Here is a 15,014-nt window from a genome sequence, read left to right as displayed (position 1 = left end):
CTTAATGTTGTTCGTCAGGCGTCGGCCGTTCCGCCGCTTGCGCGCCGCCGACAGGGGCATCCTGTGCAGGCGGCTGATCGGGCGCTGGCTGCTCCGCCGGCTCATCCACCGCCGGCGCTTCGGGCGCGGCGGCCTCGTCGGCACCTGGCTGGGGCTGTGGCGCAGGGCTGGAACGGTAGTCGGCACGGCGCTTGAGCTGAAACTCGCGCACCGCCGAGTTGTGGTCGTCGAGGTCGTCGGAGAATACGTGGCTGCCATCGCCACGGGCGACGAAGTACAGGCTGGTGCCATCGGACGGGTTGAGCGCCGCATGAATCGCCTCGCGGCCGACCATGGCGATCGGCGTCGGCGGCAGGCCGGTCATGGTGTAGGTATTGTACGGCGTTGGCTCGCGCAGGTCGGCGCGGGTGATCTTGCCGTTGTAGCGTTCACCCATGCCATAGATCACCGTCGGGTCGGTCTGCAGCATCATGCCCAGGCGCAGGCGCCGCACGAAGACGCCGGCAATCTGCCCGCGCTCCTGGGGGATACCGGTTTCCTTCTCCACCAGCGAGGCCATGATCAGGGCCTGGTACGGGTCGCGGTACGGCAGATCGGTGGCGCGCTCTGCCCACTCCTTGGCCAGCACTTCATCCAGGCGCATGTATGCCTGCTGCAGCAGCTCGACGTCACTCATGCCGCGCACGAAGCGGTAGGTGTCGGGGAAGAAGCGCCCCTCAGGGAACACGCCGGTATGGCCGAGCCGGTCCATGACTTCGGCATCCGACAGGCCATCCAGGGTGTGCTTGATCTTTTCATGCCTGGCCACGGCGCTACGCACCTGACGGAAGGTCCAGCCTTCGACCAGGGTCAGGTTGTACTGGACCACGTCGGCCCGCCGCCAGGCATCGAACAGCTGCTCGACGGTCATGCCGGGGGTCAGGCGGTACTCACCGGTGTGCAAAGGCGTGCCGGCCATGTTGAAGCGCCAGTACAGGCGCAACCAGACGGCGTCGTCCAGCAACCCTTCGCTTTGCATGCGATAGAACATGCGGTTGGGGTTGGTACCATTGGGCACGTCGAGCAGGCGTTCCTGCGTCACGTGCAAGGGCTGCTCCAGCACCGAGTTGACCTTCCAGGCCGACCAGCCCACGGCCAGGCCGGCGAGGATCAGGCTCATTTCCAGCAGCAGCAGGAATTTGCGTCTCACGAATTCAGGTTTCCAGTAACGTACGGGCAACGGCCTGCAGTTTACGAGTGAGCGGGCCCGGCGACCAGTTTAGCGCGGCTACACCACGCACAGGCCAGACACCGTAGACGCTATTGCAAACAAATGCTTCATCTGCCTGCTCCAGCGCCTCGAACGGCAGGTCGCAGACCTGCGCCGGAATGCCCAGCCGCACGGCCTCTTGCAGCAGTGCCGCGCGCATGACGCCGGCGACACCGCAACGGCTGAGGTCAGCCGTGAACAGCTGGCCGTCGCGCACCAGGAACAGGTTGCTGTACACCCCTTCGATCAGCCTGCCGTGCCCGTCCCGCATCAAGCCTTCGGCATGTTCGCTGTCCTGCCATTCGGCACGGGCCAGCACCTGCTCCAGGCGGTTGAGGTGTTTCAACCCGGCCAGCAGGGGTTGCTCGCCAAGCCGGGTCTGGCACAGGAACAGCCGCACACCCTGCTCGGCATGTTCCACAGGATAGCTGGGCAACGGGCTGCCCTGCAGGATACGCCGTGGCACGGCATCGGCAATCGGGGCATAGCCGCGCTGGCTATCGCCCCGGGTAAGGATGAGTTTGGCAACGCCATCACCAAGCTGGCTGGCATAGCGCAGGAGTTCGTCGCGCACCCGTGCCAGGTCGGCATTGATGGACAGACGCTGGCAACCCAGCGCCAGGCGGGCGAGGTGGCCATCCAGCAGGCTGGGCCGGCCACCGTGCACGGCGATGGTCTCGAACAGGCCATCGCCGTAGGCCAGGCCGCGGTTCTGCAGGTTGACTGCAGCTGCGGGCTGGCCGTCGATCCAGCTGTGCATCAACCGGCGAACCGGCGGAATACCAGCGAACCGTTGGTCCCGCCGAAACCGAACGAGTTGGACAGCACCACGTCGATCGGCATGCTGCGCGCCTGGTGCGGCACGAAGTCGAGGTCGCAACCTTCGTCCGGCTCGTCCAGGTTGATGGTCGGCGGCGCCATCTGGCTGTTGATGGCCAGGACGCTGAAGATCGCTTCCACCGCACCGGCAGCGCCCAGCAGGTGGCCGGTCATCGACTTGGTCGAGCTGACCGCCAGCTTGTAGGCATGCTCACCGAACACGCGCTTGATCGCCGCCACTTCGGCCACGTCGCCTGCCGGCGTCGAGGTGCCATGGGCGTTGATGTAGCTGACCTCTTCCGGCTGGATGCCGGCATCGCGCAGGGCGTTGGCCATGCAGCGGGCAGCGCCTTCACCGGTGTCCGGCGGCGATGTCATGTGGTAGGCATCACCGCTCATGCCGAAGCCGACCAGCTCGGCATAGATGGTCGCGCCGCGCGCCTTGGCGTGCTCCAGCTCTTCAAGCACCAAGGCACCGGCACCGTCAGACAGCACGAAGCCGTCACGGCCCTTGTCCCACGGACGGCTGGCCCGGCTTGGCTCATCGTTGCGGGTGGACAGTGCACGCGAGGCACCGAAACCGCCCATGCCCAGGCCGCAGGCAGCCATTTCGGCGCCACCGGCGATCATCACGTCGGCTTCACCGTAGGCAATGTTGCGCGCGGCCATGCCGATGCAGTGCGTGCCGGTGGTGCACGCCGTGGCGATGGCATAGTTCGGCCCCTGCAGGCCCAGGTGGATCGACAGGAAGCCGGAGATCATGTTGATGATCGAGCCTGGCACGAAGAACGGCGAAATGCGCCGCGGCCCCGAGTCGTGCAGGGTACGGCTGGTTTCCTCGATGTTGGTCAGGCCACCGATACCCGAGCCCATGGCCACGCCGATACGCTCGCGGTTGGCGTCGGTGACCTCCAGGCCGGCATTACGCACTGCCTGGAAACCGGCCGCCAGGCCGTACTGGATGAACAGGTCGAGCTTGCGGGCCTCTTTGGCCGACAGGTATTGCTCGACCTCGAAGCCTTTCACCGAGCCGCCAAAACGGGTGGAGTAGGCAGACAGGTCCGTGTGTTCGATCGGACCGATGCCACTGCGGCCAGCCAGAATGCCCTGCCAGGTGCTCGGTACATCGGTACCCAGTGGCGACAGCATACCCATACCGGTGACCACGACGCGTCTACGCGACACAGTACTCTCCTTTTCTAATAACAGAGTCTCTTGCCATTGCATTCAAGCGCAGGAATGGAATGGCAACAGGCTCTTGGTGCGCGGTGAACGAGGCAGCCTGGAAAACACGGGCGCTCGCAAAGAAAAAACCGCACGCCGGCGAAGGCAGTGCGGTTTTCCCCGACAAGTAGCGTCGACTAGAGCGTCTTAGGCCTGGTGGGCTTTGACGTAGTCTACGGCAGCTTGAACGGTAGTGATCTTCTCGGCTTCTTCGTCAGGGATTTCGGTCTCGAATTCCTCTTCCAGAGCCATCACCAGCTCAACGGTGTCAAGCGAATCGGCACCCAGGTCATCGACGAAGGACTTCTCGAGAGTCACTTCCTCTTCCTTGACGCCCAGTTGCTCGGCGACGATTTTCTTGACGCGTTCTTCGATGTTGCTCATACCTAGGTTTACTCCTAATGGATATATGTCAGGCAGCTGGCCGGTGGCTAATTTTATAGAAAGACGTTCGCTTTTCAAGCTAAACGCACTTTCAGGCCAGTCACCGTACCCGCTGCCTGGAATCTGGTTGCAGCTTTATAACGGATTTTAGGCTCGCAGTATGACTCTTTTTTTACGAAATCCGTCACATTGAGTTGCAGTGTTACATGTACATCCCGCCGTTGACCGGCACGGTAGCGCCGGTGACGTAGGCTGCGCCGTCGGATGCCAGGAACGAAACCACCTTGGCGATTTCGTCGGCCTGGCCCAGGCGGCCCAGCGGGATCTGGGTCTGCAGGGCTTCACGCTGCGCTTCCGGCAGTTCGCGGGTCATGTCGGTATCGATGAAGCCCGGGGTCACCGAGTTGACGGTGATGCCACGCGAGCCCACTTCACGCGCCAGGGCGCGACTGAAACCTTCGAGGCCCGCCTTGGCGGCCGCGTAGTTGGCCTGGCCGGCGTTACCCATGGCACCGACGACCGAGCCGATGCTGATGATACGACCCCAACGCGCCTTGGTCATGCCACGCAGCACGCCCTTGGACAGACGGTAGAGGCTGTTCAGGTTGGTATCGATCACGTCGAACCACTCGTCGTCCTTCATGCGCAGCATGAGGTTGTCACGGGTGATGCCGGCGTTGTTGACCAGGATGGCAGGCGCGCCGAACTGTTCGCCGATGGCGGCCAGCACAGCCTCGACCGACTCCGCGCTGGTCACGTTCAGTTCCATGCCGGTACCGGTGATACCGTGCTCTTTCAGGGTGGCCGCGATGCGCTCGGCGCCGGAAGCCGAAGTGGCGGTACCGATCACGGTCGCACCCTGGCGACCCAGCTCGAGGGCGATGGCCTGGCCAATGCCACGGCTGGCGCCGGTGACCAGTGCAACTTTACCTTGCAGGCTCATGCAAGCTTCTCCAAATCAGGCCAGCGCCGCGCGGGTGGCGGCGACGGCGTCAGGGGTGTTGAGGTTGTAGGTGGTCACACCGTCGGCGCAACGCTTGTTCAGGCCGGCCAGCACCTTGCCGGGGCCGCACTCGACCAGGTTGACGGCACCGTTGGCCGCCAGGGTCTGCACGCATTCGACCCAGCGCACCGGCTGGTACAGCTGCGCCAGCAGGTCCTGCTTGAGGGCGTCGAGATCAGCGGCGACGGCAGCGGTGACGTTCTGCACGACCGGGATCTGCGGGGCCTTCCATTCGATGGCGTTGACCGAGTCGGCAAAGCGCTCGGCAGCCGGCTTCATCAGCGCGCAGTGCGACGGTACGCTGACCGCCAGTGGCAGGGCGCGCTTGGCACCCTTGGCCTTGCACAGCTCCATGGCACGGTCCACCGCGGCCTTGTTGCCGGCGATGACCACCTGGCCTGGCGAGTTGAAGTTGACCGCGCTGACCACCTCGTCTTCGGCCGCTTCGGCGCAGATCTCAACCACCACGGCGTCGTCCAGGCCAAGAATGGCGGCCATGGCGCCATGCCCGGCCGGCACGGCTTCCTGCATCAGCTGGCCACGACGTTCGACCAGGCGCACGGCGTCTTTCAGGCTGATGCTGCCCGCAGCGACCAGGGCACTGTATTCACCCAGGCTGTGACCGGAAACGAAAGCGGGCTGTGCGCCGCCTTCTTCCAGCCACAGGCGCCACAGCGCAATGGACGCGGTGAGAATGGCCGGCTGGGTCTTGTCGGTCTGGTTGAGTTGCTCTTCCGGGCCTTCCTGGACCAGCTTCCACAGGTCGTAACCGAGTGCCTCGGAAGCTTCCTTGAAGGTTTCGATGATCACTGGCTTCTCGGCGCCGAGCTCGGCGAGCATGCCCAGCGACTGGGAACCTTGACCGGGAAAGACGAATGCGAGAGATGCAGACATTGAACAAGCCCTTATGATCTTGTCGTCGGATAGGGTGCGCCAGGCCCTGGGCCAGGCGCGGAATCTGAAAGCTTGGATGGAGACGCGGACCAAGCGGTCACATTTAAGCACTTCATCGGCGATATGCCTAAAGTCTTTGTCAGCCTGTACCGGCCCCTGCGCGGGGGTACCCCACGCAGGGGCCGGTACACGTCAAGGCAACAGGTCCTCCAGCCGCCCGTGCAAGCGCTGCGGCAGGTTTTCCTGGATCTCGATCAACGCCCGCTGTATGGCACTCTGGAAGCCCTGCACGCCCGCCGAGCCATGGCTCTTGATGACGATGCCCTGCAACCCGAGGAAGCTTGCCCCATTGTGCCGCGCCGGCGCCAGATCGGCCTGCAGGCGCTTGAGCAGCGGCATCGCCATGGCGCCAGCGGCCCGCGACAACAGGCCACCCTTGAACAACTGCTCGATGCGTGCACCGATCATGGTTGCCAAGCCTTCGCTGGACTTGAGCAGGATATTGCCAACAAACCCGTCGCAGACCACCACATCGGCCTCGCCACGATACAACCCATCGCCTTCGACGAAGCCGACGTAGTTGAGCCCGCGAGCATTCTGCAGCAGGCTGGCCGCCAACTTGACCTGCTGGTTGCCCTTGATGTCTTCGGTGCCGATGTTCAGCAGCGCCACACGCGGCCTGTGCACACCCAACGCCTGCGCGGCCACCGAGCCCATCACGGCGAACTGATAGAGGTTTTCGGCGCTGCAGTCGACGTTGGCCCCCAGGTCGAGCAGCTGACAATAGCCAGACTGGGTCGGGATCGCCGCCACCATGGCAGGCCGATCGATCCCCGGCAGGGTCTTGAGCACGAAACGCGACAGCGCCATCAGCGCGCCGGTGTTGCCAGCACTGACGCAGGCCTGGGCCTTGCCATCGCGCACCAGTTCGAGAGCAATGCGCATCGACGAATCGGGCTTGCCGCGCAACGCCTGGGAGGGCCGCTCGTCCATGCCGACCACCTCGCTGGCGGCCACAATCTGCAGACGCGCGCGATCCGCAGCCGCAAGGCCGCTGACAAGATCTTCAAGGAGGGAGGGTTGACCGACGAGGGTCAGGTGCAGCGAGGGAGTAGCCGAAAGGCAGGCAATGCTAGCCTGGACAATGCTGCGGGGACCGAAGTCCCCGCCCATTGCGTCGATCGCGATGATCTGAGCGGACAAGGATTACTCGTCAGCGCCCTTGTCGATCACTTTGCGACCACGGTATACGCCTTCTGGCGAAACGTGGTGGCGCAGGTGTACTTCACCGGTGGTTTTCTCTACCGACAGCGCGTTTTCCGACAGGGCGTCGTGCGAACGGCGCATGTCACGGGCAGAGCGGGATTTTTTGTTCTGCTGAACAGCCATAATTGATTAACTCCTAAACGTTTGGGTCACGCTTTAACTGCGCCAAAACACTGAACGGGTTGGACCGCGATACCTCGTCCTTGCTCGATTCGGGCTCGTCTGCGCCCGCCGGCTGCTGGCATTCTTCCGGATGGTGAGCAGGCACGATCGGCAAGGCGAGCAGAAGCTCTTCCTCGATCAATGCCTGCAGATCCAATGGATCTTCGCCCAGTTCCAGCACGTCATAGCCTTTCGGCAACGACTGGGTATTCGCACCCTCCTTCACCACGGCGTATGTGCATTCGCTGTGGATCGGCAGGGTGACCAGCTCAAGACAACGCTGGCAAACCATCTTGACCTCGACGTCCAGCTCGCTGTGGATAACCACCACGTGCTGTTCATCTCGTTCAAAATCGAACTTCGCCTGCACCGTACCGACATTGTCGGAAAGCGGGTCGCAGAGTCTTTCCAAATCAGCGAGTTGCAGCGAACCGTTGAGGGTTACGCCACGATCAGCCAATTTGCGCGGGTCAACGTGAGGTGGAATCGGGTCATTCAACATAGGCGCAGCATTCTAGGGATGCCCCCCGCCCCTGTCAAAGGAAATTCGGCGGCATCGTGCGTGATAGAATTTGGTTCAACCGATTCAGGAGTCTACCATGCTTCCCCTGCTACTGGCTTCCAGCTCTGCCTATCGCCGCGAACTGCTCGCACGCCTGCGCCTGCCTTTCACCTGGGCAAGCCCTGACATAGACGAACAGCGCCTGAATGGCGAACCGGCGGCAGAGCTGGTGCGCCGCCTGGCCAGGCAAAAGGCAGAAGCGCTGGCGGGCAGTCACCCCGCGCACCTGATCATTGGTTCGGACCAGGTTGCGGTGCTGGGCGAACAGGTACTGGGCAAGCCGCACACCTTCGAGCGCGCCTGCGAGCAACTGCTGGAATGCAGCGGGCAACAAGTGAGCTTTCTGACCGGGCTGGCATTGCTGAACAGCGCCACGGGAGCATGCCAGGTGGACTGCGTGCCGTTTACCGTGACCTTGCGTGAACTGAGCCGCGAGCAGGTGGAGCGCTATGTGGCAGCAGAGCAGCCGCTGGATTGCGCTGGCAGCTTCAAGGCGGAGGGGCTGGGGGTGAGCCTGTTCCAGAGCACGCACGGGTGTGATGCGACCAGCCTGATTGGGCTGCCTTTGATTCGGCTGGTGGATATGTTGACCAAGGAAGGCGTGGTCATCCCTTGAGGCTTTGGGGCCGCATTGCGGCCCCGACAATCTCGTTCAGCGCAATTGCGGCCCCTGGAACCCCATCCACATCGCCAGGTGCTCGGCCACGCTGGCCCCTACGCGCTTGGAGAAACGGTCGAGCGGCGATTCCTGTACGGTGAAATCCACCAGCTCTTTCTCGCCGACGATCTCGCGCGCCACGTAGCTGGCACTGCCGAGCCCATCGACCAGCCCCAGCTCCTTGGCCTGCTCACCCGACCAGACCAGGCCGCTGAACAGCTCCGGGTGCTCCCTGTCCTTCAGGCGTTCGCCACGCCCCTGCTTGACCATGGCGATGAATTGCTTGTGGGTGGTATCCAGCACCCCCTGCCAGAACCGGGTCTCGTCGGGCTTTTCCGGCGAGAACGGGTCGAGGAAGGCCTTGTGCTCGCCCGAGGTATAGGCACGCCGCTCGACACCCAGCTTCTCCATGGTACCGACAAAGCCGTAACCCGCCGCAGTCACCCCGATGGAACCCACCAGGCTGGCCTTGTCGGCGTAGATCTCGTCCGCCGCACTGGCGATGTAGTAGGCACCGGAAGCCCCCAGGTCCGCGATGACCGCGTACAGCTTGATGGCCGGGTACTCGGCACGCAGACGGCGGATTTCGTCATACACATAGCCCGCCTGCACCGGGCTGCCACCCGGGCTGTTGATGCGCATTACCACGGCCTTGGTCTTGCCGTCCCTGAACGCCTCGCGCAGGCTTTTGACGATATTGTCGGCGCTGGCGGGTTCCTGATCGGCAATCATCCCGCGCACCTCGACCAGCGCGGTGTGGCTGACACTGCGCGACGCGGCCTTGTCCATGTCCATCAGCGGCGTGAACAACGCCAGGATGCCGAACAGGTAGACGAAGGTCAGCAGCTTGAAGAAGATCCCCCAGCGGCGCGACCGGCGATGTTCCTGAACGTTCGCCAGCAGGGTCTTTTCCAGCAACTGCCAGCTTTTGCGCGCTTCGCGCTCCTCGGGTTCGGCCTCAGGAGCTTTCCATTCGTCTGCCATGCTTACCTACCTTGGAAAAGGGATTACGGAACCGCCCAGCCACTCGCGTAACTGGGAAAAGTGATCGAGGCACACCTGCGGCCCGAACTCGGCCAGCGCCTGCAGCGACATGGCGCCATAGCCTACGGCCGCCGAATGCATGCCGGCATTGCTGGCCATCTGCAGGTCAAACGCCGAATCGCCAACCATCAGCGCGCGCCCCGGTTCGACAGCGCAATGGCCGAGAATTTCCTCGAGCATGCGCGGGTGCGGCTTGCCGCGGGTCTCGTCGGCTGCGCGGGTGATGTCGAAGAACTGCTCCAGCCCATTGGCCTTGAGCACCCGGTCCAGCCCACGGCGCGCCTTGCCGGTGGCCACCGCCAGGCGGTAACCCTCGGCACGGAAGGCATCCAGCGACTCCACCACGCCATCGAACAGCGGCGAGGGCTGCTGATCCAGGGCCATGTAGATATCGGCATAGTGCTGACGGAAGCTTTCGACTTGCGCAGGCACCAGGTGCGGGTACAGGGTGTGGATCGCCTCGCCCAGGGCCAGGCCGATGATGCCCTTGATCGCATCATCGCTGCTTTGCCCCTCACCGGCACGCTCGGCGGCGGCGTTCATGGCCTCGACGATGCGCCCGATGGAGTCGGCCAGCGTGCCATCCCAGTCGAAGATCAGTAGCTCATAGCCCTTTTTCATAGGTCAGGACGCACTCAGACGCTCAACGGTTCTGGCCCACACCTCATCCACCGGCGCCTCGAGCTTCAGCTCGCCACCGTCCGGCAGCGGCACGGTCAGCGCATAAGCGTGCAGGAACAGGCGCTTGCCACCCAGCTCGCGAATTTCGCGACTGAAGTCTTCGTCGCCGTACTTGCTGTCGCCGGCGATCATATGCCCGGCATGCAGGGTGTGCACGCGAATCTGGTGGGTGCGACCGGTGACCGGGCGTGCCTCCACAATAGTGGCGAACTCGCCAAAGCGGCGCAGCACGCGGAACAGGGTCAAGGCCTCCTTGCCTTCATCGTTGACCTCGACCATGCGCTCGCCGGAACGCAGGTTGCTCTTGAGCAACGGCGCGCTGACCTGCTTCTTCGAAGTCGGCCAATGGCCACGCACCAGCGCCATGTAGCGCTTGTCGACCCCATCACCGCGCAGTGCGGCATGCAGGTGGCGCAGCATGCTGCGTTTCTTGGCGATCATCAGCAGGCCGGAGGTGTCGCGGTCCAGGCGATGCACCAGTTCCAGCTCCTTGGCATCCGGGCGCAGCTGGCGCAGTGCCTCGATCACGCCAAAGCTCAGGCCGCTGCCGCCGTGCACGGCGATGCCGGCCGGCTTGTTCATCACGATCAGCGCCTTGTCTTCATAGACGATGGCGGCTTCCAGGCGCTGCAGCAGGCCCTGGGCCACCGGCGCCGGCTCGTCGCGCTCGGGCAGGCGGACAGGCGGTACCCGCACGATGTCGCCAGCCTGGATCTTGTATTCCGGCTTGACGCGGCCCTTGTTGACCCGCACTTCACCTTTGCGCAGGATGCGGTAGACCAGCGTCTTGGGCACGCCCTTGAGGGCCGTGATAAGGAAATTGTCGATGCGTTGGCCGGCAAGTTCCGGCGCGACTTCGATCAGCTGAACGCCGGAAGTCGGAGGGGTATTGGTCGTCATGGCGGGATCATAACAATTTTTTATGGAATTGAAGCACTTAATCATTGCTGCTATAGTCGCGAACGCCGCCAAAAGCGGCAGGCCAGTGGCACCAGGCTCGTTGCCGGTCCCTGACCAACGCAATTCTCCAGGACGCGAGGCCGTCCTACGGGGTTTTCGCCAGTTTACCGAATTGCCTGGAATCGCCACCAGCGCCGTGTAGAGAAGACCGAAAAAAAACGACAAGTGCGGTGTTTCACCTGCTTACCCGATTCTTTTCGCTGCACCTCTGCCCGCCCGTCGCTTCCACGCAACGCCCGGCGAATGCTTCGGAAATACCTGCCTTGGACATGAATGGCGCCAGCGCAGAACCTGCGCTGGCGAAAAATGCAACCCGTTGCGGATTCAGCGCGCGGCAGCACCCGAATTATCAGGGATACGTGCAGGGTGGAGATGCACAGCCCTCGGACCGTGTAGCACCGCGTCCGGCCACCAGCCCACTGACGGCTGGCGAGCGGATAAGGTCCTGAACAGATGCCCCCGGGCGTCCACGGCTGAAGGTTGATTCCTCCTCCTGACTGAGTGCACAAGGCCCGCTTGGTTGATTCGGATTCCAATTCGAAGCCACCGGGGCCTTGTTGGCACCGCAGCAAACAGGACGCGTCGTCGCGACAACGGCAGGCTGGGCAACCGGCTGGTGCCGAACGTTGCTCGACACGGGGGTGGCCCGGCCACCCTTTGCGCACCTTGGCACCGACCATGAGACGTCGTGTGTGCCGAACGCCGTTTCCGGCAGCCCGGAAACCGACGGTACAACATGAAAAGAATGCTGATTAACGCAACTCAACCCGAAGAGTTGCGTGTAGCCCTGGTGGACGGCCAACGTCTCTACGACCTGGACATCGAGTCCGGCGCGCGTGAGCAGAAAAAGGCCAACATCTACAAAGGCAAGATCACCCGCATCGAACCCAGCCTCGAAGCCGCCTTCGTCGACTTCGGCTCCGAACGTCACGGCTTCCTGCCGCTGAAAGAAATCTCCCGCGAATACTTCAAGAAGGCCCCCGAAGGGCGGGTCAATATCAAGGAAGTGCTGAGCGAAGGCCAGGAAGTCATCGTCCAGGTCGAGAAGGAAGAGCGCGGCAACAAAGGCGCCGCCCTCACCACCTTCATCAGCCTGGCCGGCCGCTACCTGGTGCTGATGCCCAACAACCCGCGCGCCGGTGGCATCTCCCGCCGCATCGAAGGCGAGGAACGCAACGAACTGCGCGAAGCCCTGAACGGCCTGACCGTACCGGGCGACATGGGCCTGATCGTGCGCACCGCAGGCCTTGGCCGCAGCAGCGAAGAAATGCAGTGGGACCTCGATTACCTGCTGCAGCTGTGGACCGCCATCAAGGAAGCGTCCCAGGACCGCGCCGCGCCGTTCCTGATCTACCAGGAAAGCAACGTCATCATCCGTGCCATCCGCGACTACCTGCGCCAGGACATCGGCGAAGTGCTGATCGACAGCATCGATGCCCAGGAAGAAGCGCTGACCTTCATCCGCCAGGTGATGCCGCAGTACGCCAGCAAGGTCAAGCTGTACGAAGACAGCGTGCCGCTGTTCAACCGCTTCCAGATCGAAAGCCAGATCGAGACCGCCTTCCAGCGCGTGGTCGACCTGCCGTCCGGCGGTTCGATCGTGATCGACCCCACCGAAGCCCTGGTGTCCATCGACATCAACTCGGCGCGCGCGACCAAAGGCAGCGACATCGAAGAAACCGCCCTGCAGACCAACCTGGAAGCGGCCGAGGAAATCGCCCGCCAGCTGCGTCTGCGTGACATCGGCGGCCTGATCGTCATCGACTTCATCGACATGACCCCGGCGAAGAACCAGCGTGCCGTGGAAGAACGCGTCCGCGAATGCCTGGAAGCCGACCGCGCCCGCGTCCAGGTTGGCCGCATCTCGCGCTTCGGCCTGCTGGAAATGTCCCGCCAGCGCCTGCGTCCGTCGCTGGGCGAAAGCAGCGGCATCGTCTGCCCGCGTTGCTCCGGCACCGGCATCATCCGCGATGTCGAGTCGCTGTCGCTGGCCATCCTGCGCCTGATCGAAGAAGAAGCCCTGAAGGACCGCACCGCCGAAGTGCGTGCCCAGGTACCGATCCCGGTAGCCGCGTTCCTGCTCAACGAGAAGCGCAACTCGATCACCAAGATCGAACTGCGTACCCGTGCACGCATCATCATCCTGCCGAACGACCACCTGGAAACCCCGCACTTCGAAGTCCAGCGGCTGCGCGACGACAACCCGGAAGTGCTGAGCAACCAGTCCAGCTACGAAATCGCCGCTGCCGAAGCCGAAGAAGCGCCGCAGCCAACCGCGACCCGCACCTTGGTGCGCCAGGAAGCCGCGGTGAAAACCGCCCCGGCACGCGCCAACGCGCCGATTCCGACCGCCGTTGAAGAGCCGCAGCCAGCCGCACCGGCCACCCCAGCGCCGAGCGCGCCGGAGCCGAGCCTGTTCAAGGGCCTGGTGAAATCGCTGGTCAGCCTGTTCGCCGGCAAGGAAGAGCCTGCCGCCGCACCGGTCGCACCAGCCGCCGAGAAACCGGCTACCGAGCGCAGCTCGCGCAACGAAGAACGCCGCAACGGCCGCCAGCAGAGCCGCAACCGCAACGGCCGCCGCGACGAGGAACGCAAGCCACGCGAAGAGCGTGCCGAGCGTGCACCCCGTGAAGAGCGCCAGCCGCGCGAGGAACGTGCACCGCGCGAAGAGCGTGCGCCACGTGAAGAACGCGCCCCACGCGAAGAGCGTGCACCGCGTGAAGAACGTGCCCCACGCCAGCCACGCGAAGACCGCCGTGGCAACCGTGGCGAAGAGCGTGTACGTGAACTGCGTGAGCCGCTGGACGCCACCCCGGCCGAGCGCGAGGAGCGCCAGCCGCGTGAAGAACGTGTAGCCCGCGAAGAGCGTGCACCACGCGAGGAACGCGCACCACGTGAAGAGCGTGCTCCGCGTGAAGAGCGTGCCCCACGTGAAGAACGCACCCCTCGCGAAGAGCGTGCTCCGCGTGAAGAGCGCGCGCCACGTGAAGAACGCACCCCTCGTGAAGACCGTGCGCCACGTGAAGAGCGTGCACCACGCGAAGAACGCGCCCCACGCCCGCCACGCGAAGAGCGCCAGCCACGCACAGCCGAAGAAGCGGCCGTGCAGGCTGCCGAGCTGGCCGAAGAGCAACTGCCGAACGAGGAGCTGCTGCAGGACGACCAGGAAGGCGCCGATGGCGAGCGCCCACGCCGCCGCTCCCGTGGCCAGCGTCGTCGCAGCAACCGTCGCGAGCGTCAGCGCAACGTCAATGGCGAGCTGATCGAAGGCAGTGAAGAAGAAGGCCACGAAGAGCAGCCACAAGCGCATCAGGCCACCGAGCTGGGTGCCGAGCTGGCAGCCGGCCTGGCCGTGACTGCCGCTGTTGCCAGCAGCAACATCAGCGCCGAAGCCGAAGCCCAGGCCAACCAGCAGGCCGAGCAGGCTACCGCTGAAGTCGCCGCCGCAGAAACCGACAACAGCGAAGCTGCCCAGCCTGCAGCGCAGGCCGAAGCAGCCGCCAAGGCGGACGAAGTTGCAGTGGCACCCGTGGTCGAGCAACCGTTCAGCGAGCCTGTGGCCGCAGTCGAGGCAAGCGCCGAGCCAGTGGTTGAGGTCACTCCGCAACCAGTGGTTGATACCGCGCCTGCTGCCGAGCCAGTGGTTACCGAAGCAGCGGTCGAAGCGCCTGCCGTCGAGGCCGGTGAAATCGAACAGGCTCCGGCCGTGGTCGAAGCCGCCCCGGTTGCCGAGCAGCCTGCGCCGGTTGTCGAAGCCCAGCCAGCAGTAACAGCCGCAGAGCCAGCCCCGGTGGTCGTCGAGCCGGCACCGGTCGCAGCCCCTGTCGCGGCAGAGCCTGCTACTGTCATGCTGGCCAACGGCCGCGCACCGAACGACCCACGTGAAGTGCGTCGCCGCAAGCGTGAGGCCGAGGCGGCTGCCAAAGCCGCGCAGGAAGCTGCTGCAAAGGCGGAGGAACCAGCCCTGGAATCCACCGATGAGCAAAAGCCTCATCACGGTTGATAGCCAAGGCTGAATGAAAAAGCCCCGCCAGTGCGAACTGGCGGGGCTTTTTCTTGGGCTTCTGTTACATGGCAGCGCCTGCACGCCTTGTAGGAGCGGCCCTTC

At 64.0% G+C, this 15,014-nt stretch carries 14 protein-coding genes; 2 read left to right on the top strand and 12 right to left on the bottom strand.

All coding sequences use genetic code 11. The annotated features are described in order from the left end of the window. Position 1: 1 nt before the first annotated feature. From mltG to QSV36_RS02800, 9 genes are all read right to left on the bottom strand, one after another. A complete protein-coding gene (mltG, locus tag QSV36_RS02840; RefSeq protein WP_289129643.1) occupies positions 2–1,189 on the bottom strand; it encodes an endolytic transglycosylase MltG in 1,188 nt (395 codons plus the stop codon). Between the two features lie 4 nt (positions 1,190–1,193). Next, a complete protein-coding gene (gene pabC, locus QSV36_RS02835) occupies positions 1,194–2,009 on the bottom strand; it encodes an aminodeoxychorismate lyase (protein ID WP_289129641.1) in 816 nt (271 codons plus the stop codon). After that, positions 2,009–3,253, bottom strand: coding sequence for a beta-ketoacyl-ACP synthase II (fabF, locus tag QSV36_RS02830; protein WP_012271164.1), 1,245 nt, complete (start codon positions 3,251–3,253; stop codon positions 2,009–2,011). The genes pabC and fabF overlap by 1 nt, the downstream gene beginning before the upstream one ends. Before the next feature lie 186 nt (positions 3,254–3,439). Continuing rightward, positions 3,440–3,676, bottom strand: coding sequence for an acyl carrier protein (acpP, locus tag QSV36_RS02825; RefSeq protein ID WP_016715141.1), 237 nt, complete (start codon positions 3,674–3,676; stop codon positions 3,440–3,442). Positions 3,677–3,878: 202 nt separating this feature from the next. Next, on the bottom strand, positions 3,879–4,619 hold the full coding sequence (gene fabG, locus QSV36_RS02820; RefSeq protein ID WP_003247160.1) for a 3-oxoacyl-ACP reductase FabG: 741 nt from the start codon (positions 4,617–4,619) through the stop codon (positions 3,879–3,881). Between the two features lie 15 nt (positions 4,620–4,634). Next, entirely contained in the window at positions 4,635–5,573 is a 939-nt protein-coding gene (gene fabD, locus QSV36_RS02815; RefSeq protein ID WP_289129639.1) for an ACP S-malonyltransferase, read from the bottom strand. Positions 5,574–5,765: 192 nt separating this feature from the next. After that, positions 5,766–6,776 carry a phosphate acyltransferase PlsX gene (gene plsX, locus QSV36_RS02810; RefSeq protein ID WP_353853209.1) on the bottom strand — a complete coding sequence of 337 codons (1,011 nt, stop codon included), beginning with the start codon at positions 6,774–6,776 and terminating at the stop codon, positions 5,766–5,768. 3 nt (positions 6,777–6,779) lie between these two features. Beyond that, positions 6,780–6,962, bottom strand: a complete 183-nt coding sequence (gene rpmF / locus QSV36_RS02805) for a 50S ribosomal protein L32 (RefSeq protein WP_010223221.1) — start codon at positions 6,960–6,962, stop codon at positions 6,780–6,782. A 13-nt stretch (positions 6,963–6,975) separates the two neighbouring features. Beyond that, a complete protein-coding gene (locus QSV36_RS02800; RefSeq protein WP_012313431.1) occupies positions 6,976–7,503 on the bottom strand; it encodes a YceD family protein in 528 nt (175 codons plus the stop codon). A 97-nt stretch (positions 7,504–7,600) separates the two neighbouring features. Here QSV36_RS02800 and QSV36_RS02795 point away from each other — a divergent pair, with 97 nt between their 5' ends. Continuing rightward, entirely contained in the window at positions 7,601–8,179 is a 579-nt protein-coding gene (locus QSV36_RS02795) for a Maf family protein (protein WP_289129636.1), read from the top strand. 36 nt (positions 8,180–8,215) lie between these two features. Here QSV36_RS02795 and QSV36_RS02790 read toward each other — a convergent pair whose 3' ends face one another. Genes QSV36_RS02790 through rluC form a run of 3 tightly spaced genes read right to left on the bottom strand, consistent with a single transcriptional unit; the run spans position 8,216 to position 10,846 of the window. Then, positions 8,216–9,205, bottom strand: coding sequence for a S49 family peptidase (locus tag QSV36_RS02790; RefSeq protein WP_289129633.1), 990 nt, complete (start codon positions 9,203–9,205; stop codon positions 8,216–8,218). Between the two features lie 6 nt (positions 9,206–9,211). Then, complete coding sequence (locus tag QSV36_RS02785; protein ID WP_289129630.1) at positions 9,212–9,886, bottom strand: HAD family hydrolase; 675 nt, start codon at positions 9,884–9,886, stop codon at positions 9,212–9,214. Between the two features lie 3 nt (positions 9,887–9,889). Continuing rightward, entirely contained in the window at positions 9,890–10,846 is a 957-nt protein-coding gene (gene rluC, locus QSV36_RS02780; RefSeq protein ID WP_289129628.1) for a 23S rRNA pseudouridine(955/2504/2580) synthase RluC, read from the bottom strand. Between the two features lie 796 nt (positions 10,847–11,642). Between rluC and rne the strand changes: the two genes are divergently transcribed. Continuing rightward, positions 11,643–14,909: a ribonuclease E gene (gene rne, locus QSV36_RS02775; RefSeq protein WP_289129625.1), complete on the top strand. Its 3,267-nt coding sequence runs from the start codon at positions 11,643–11,645 to the stop codon at positions 14,907–14,909. Positions 14,910–15,014: the final 105 nt, after the last annotated feature.

Source organism: Pseudomonas sp. BCRC 81390 (assembly GCF_030341915.1).
Lineage (GTDB): Bacteria > Pseudomonadota > Gammaproteobacteria > Pseudomonadales > Pseudomonadaceae > Aquipseudomonas.
The sequence above is the reverse complement of the archived record's forward strand: the minus strand, read 5'-3'. Positions and strand labels throughout refer to the sequence as shown.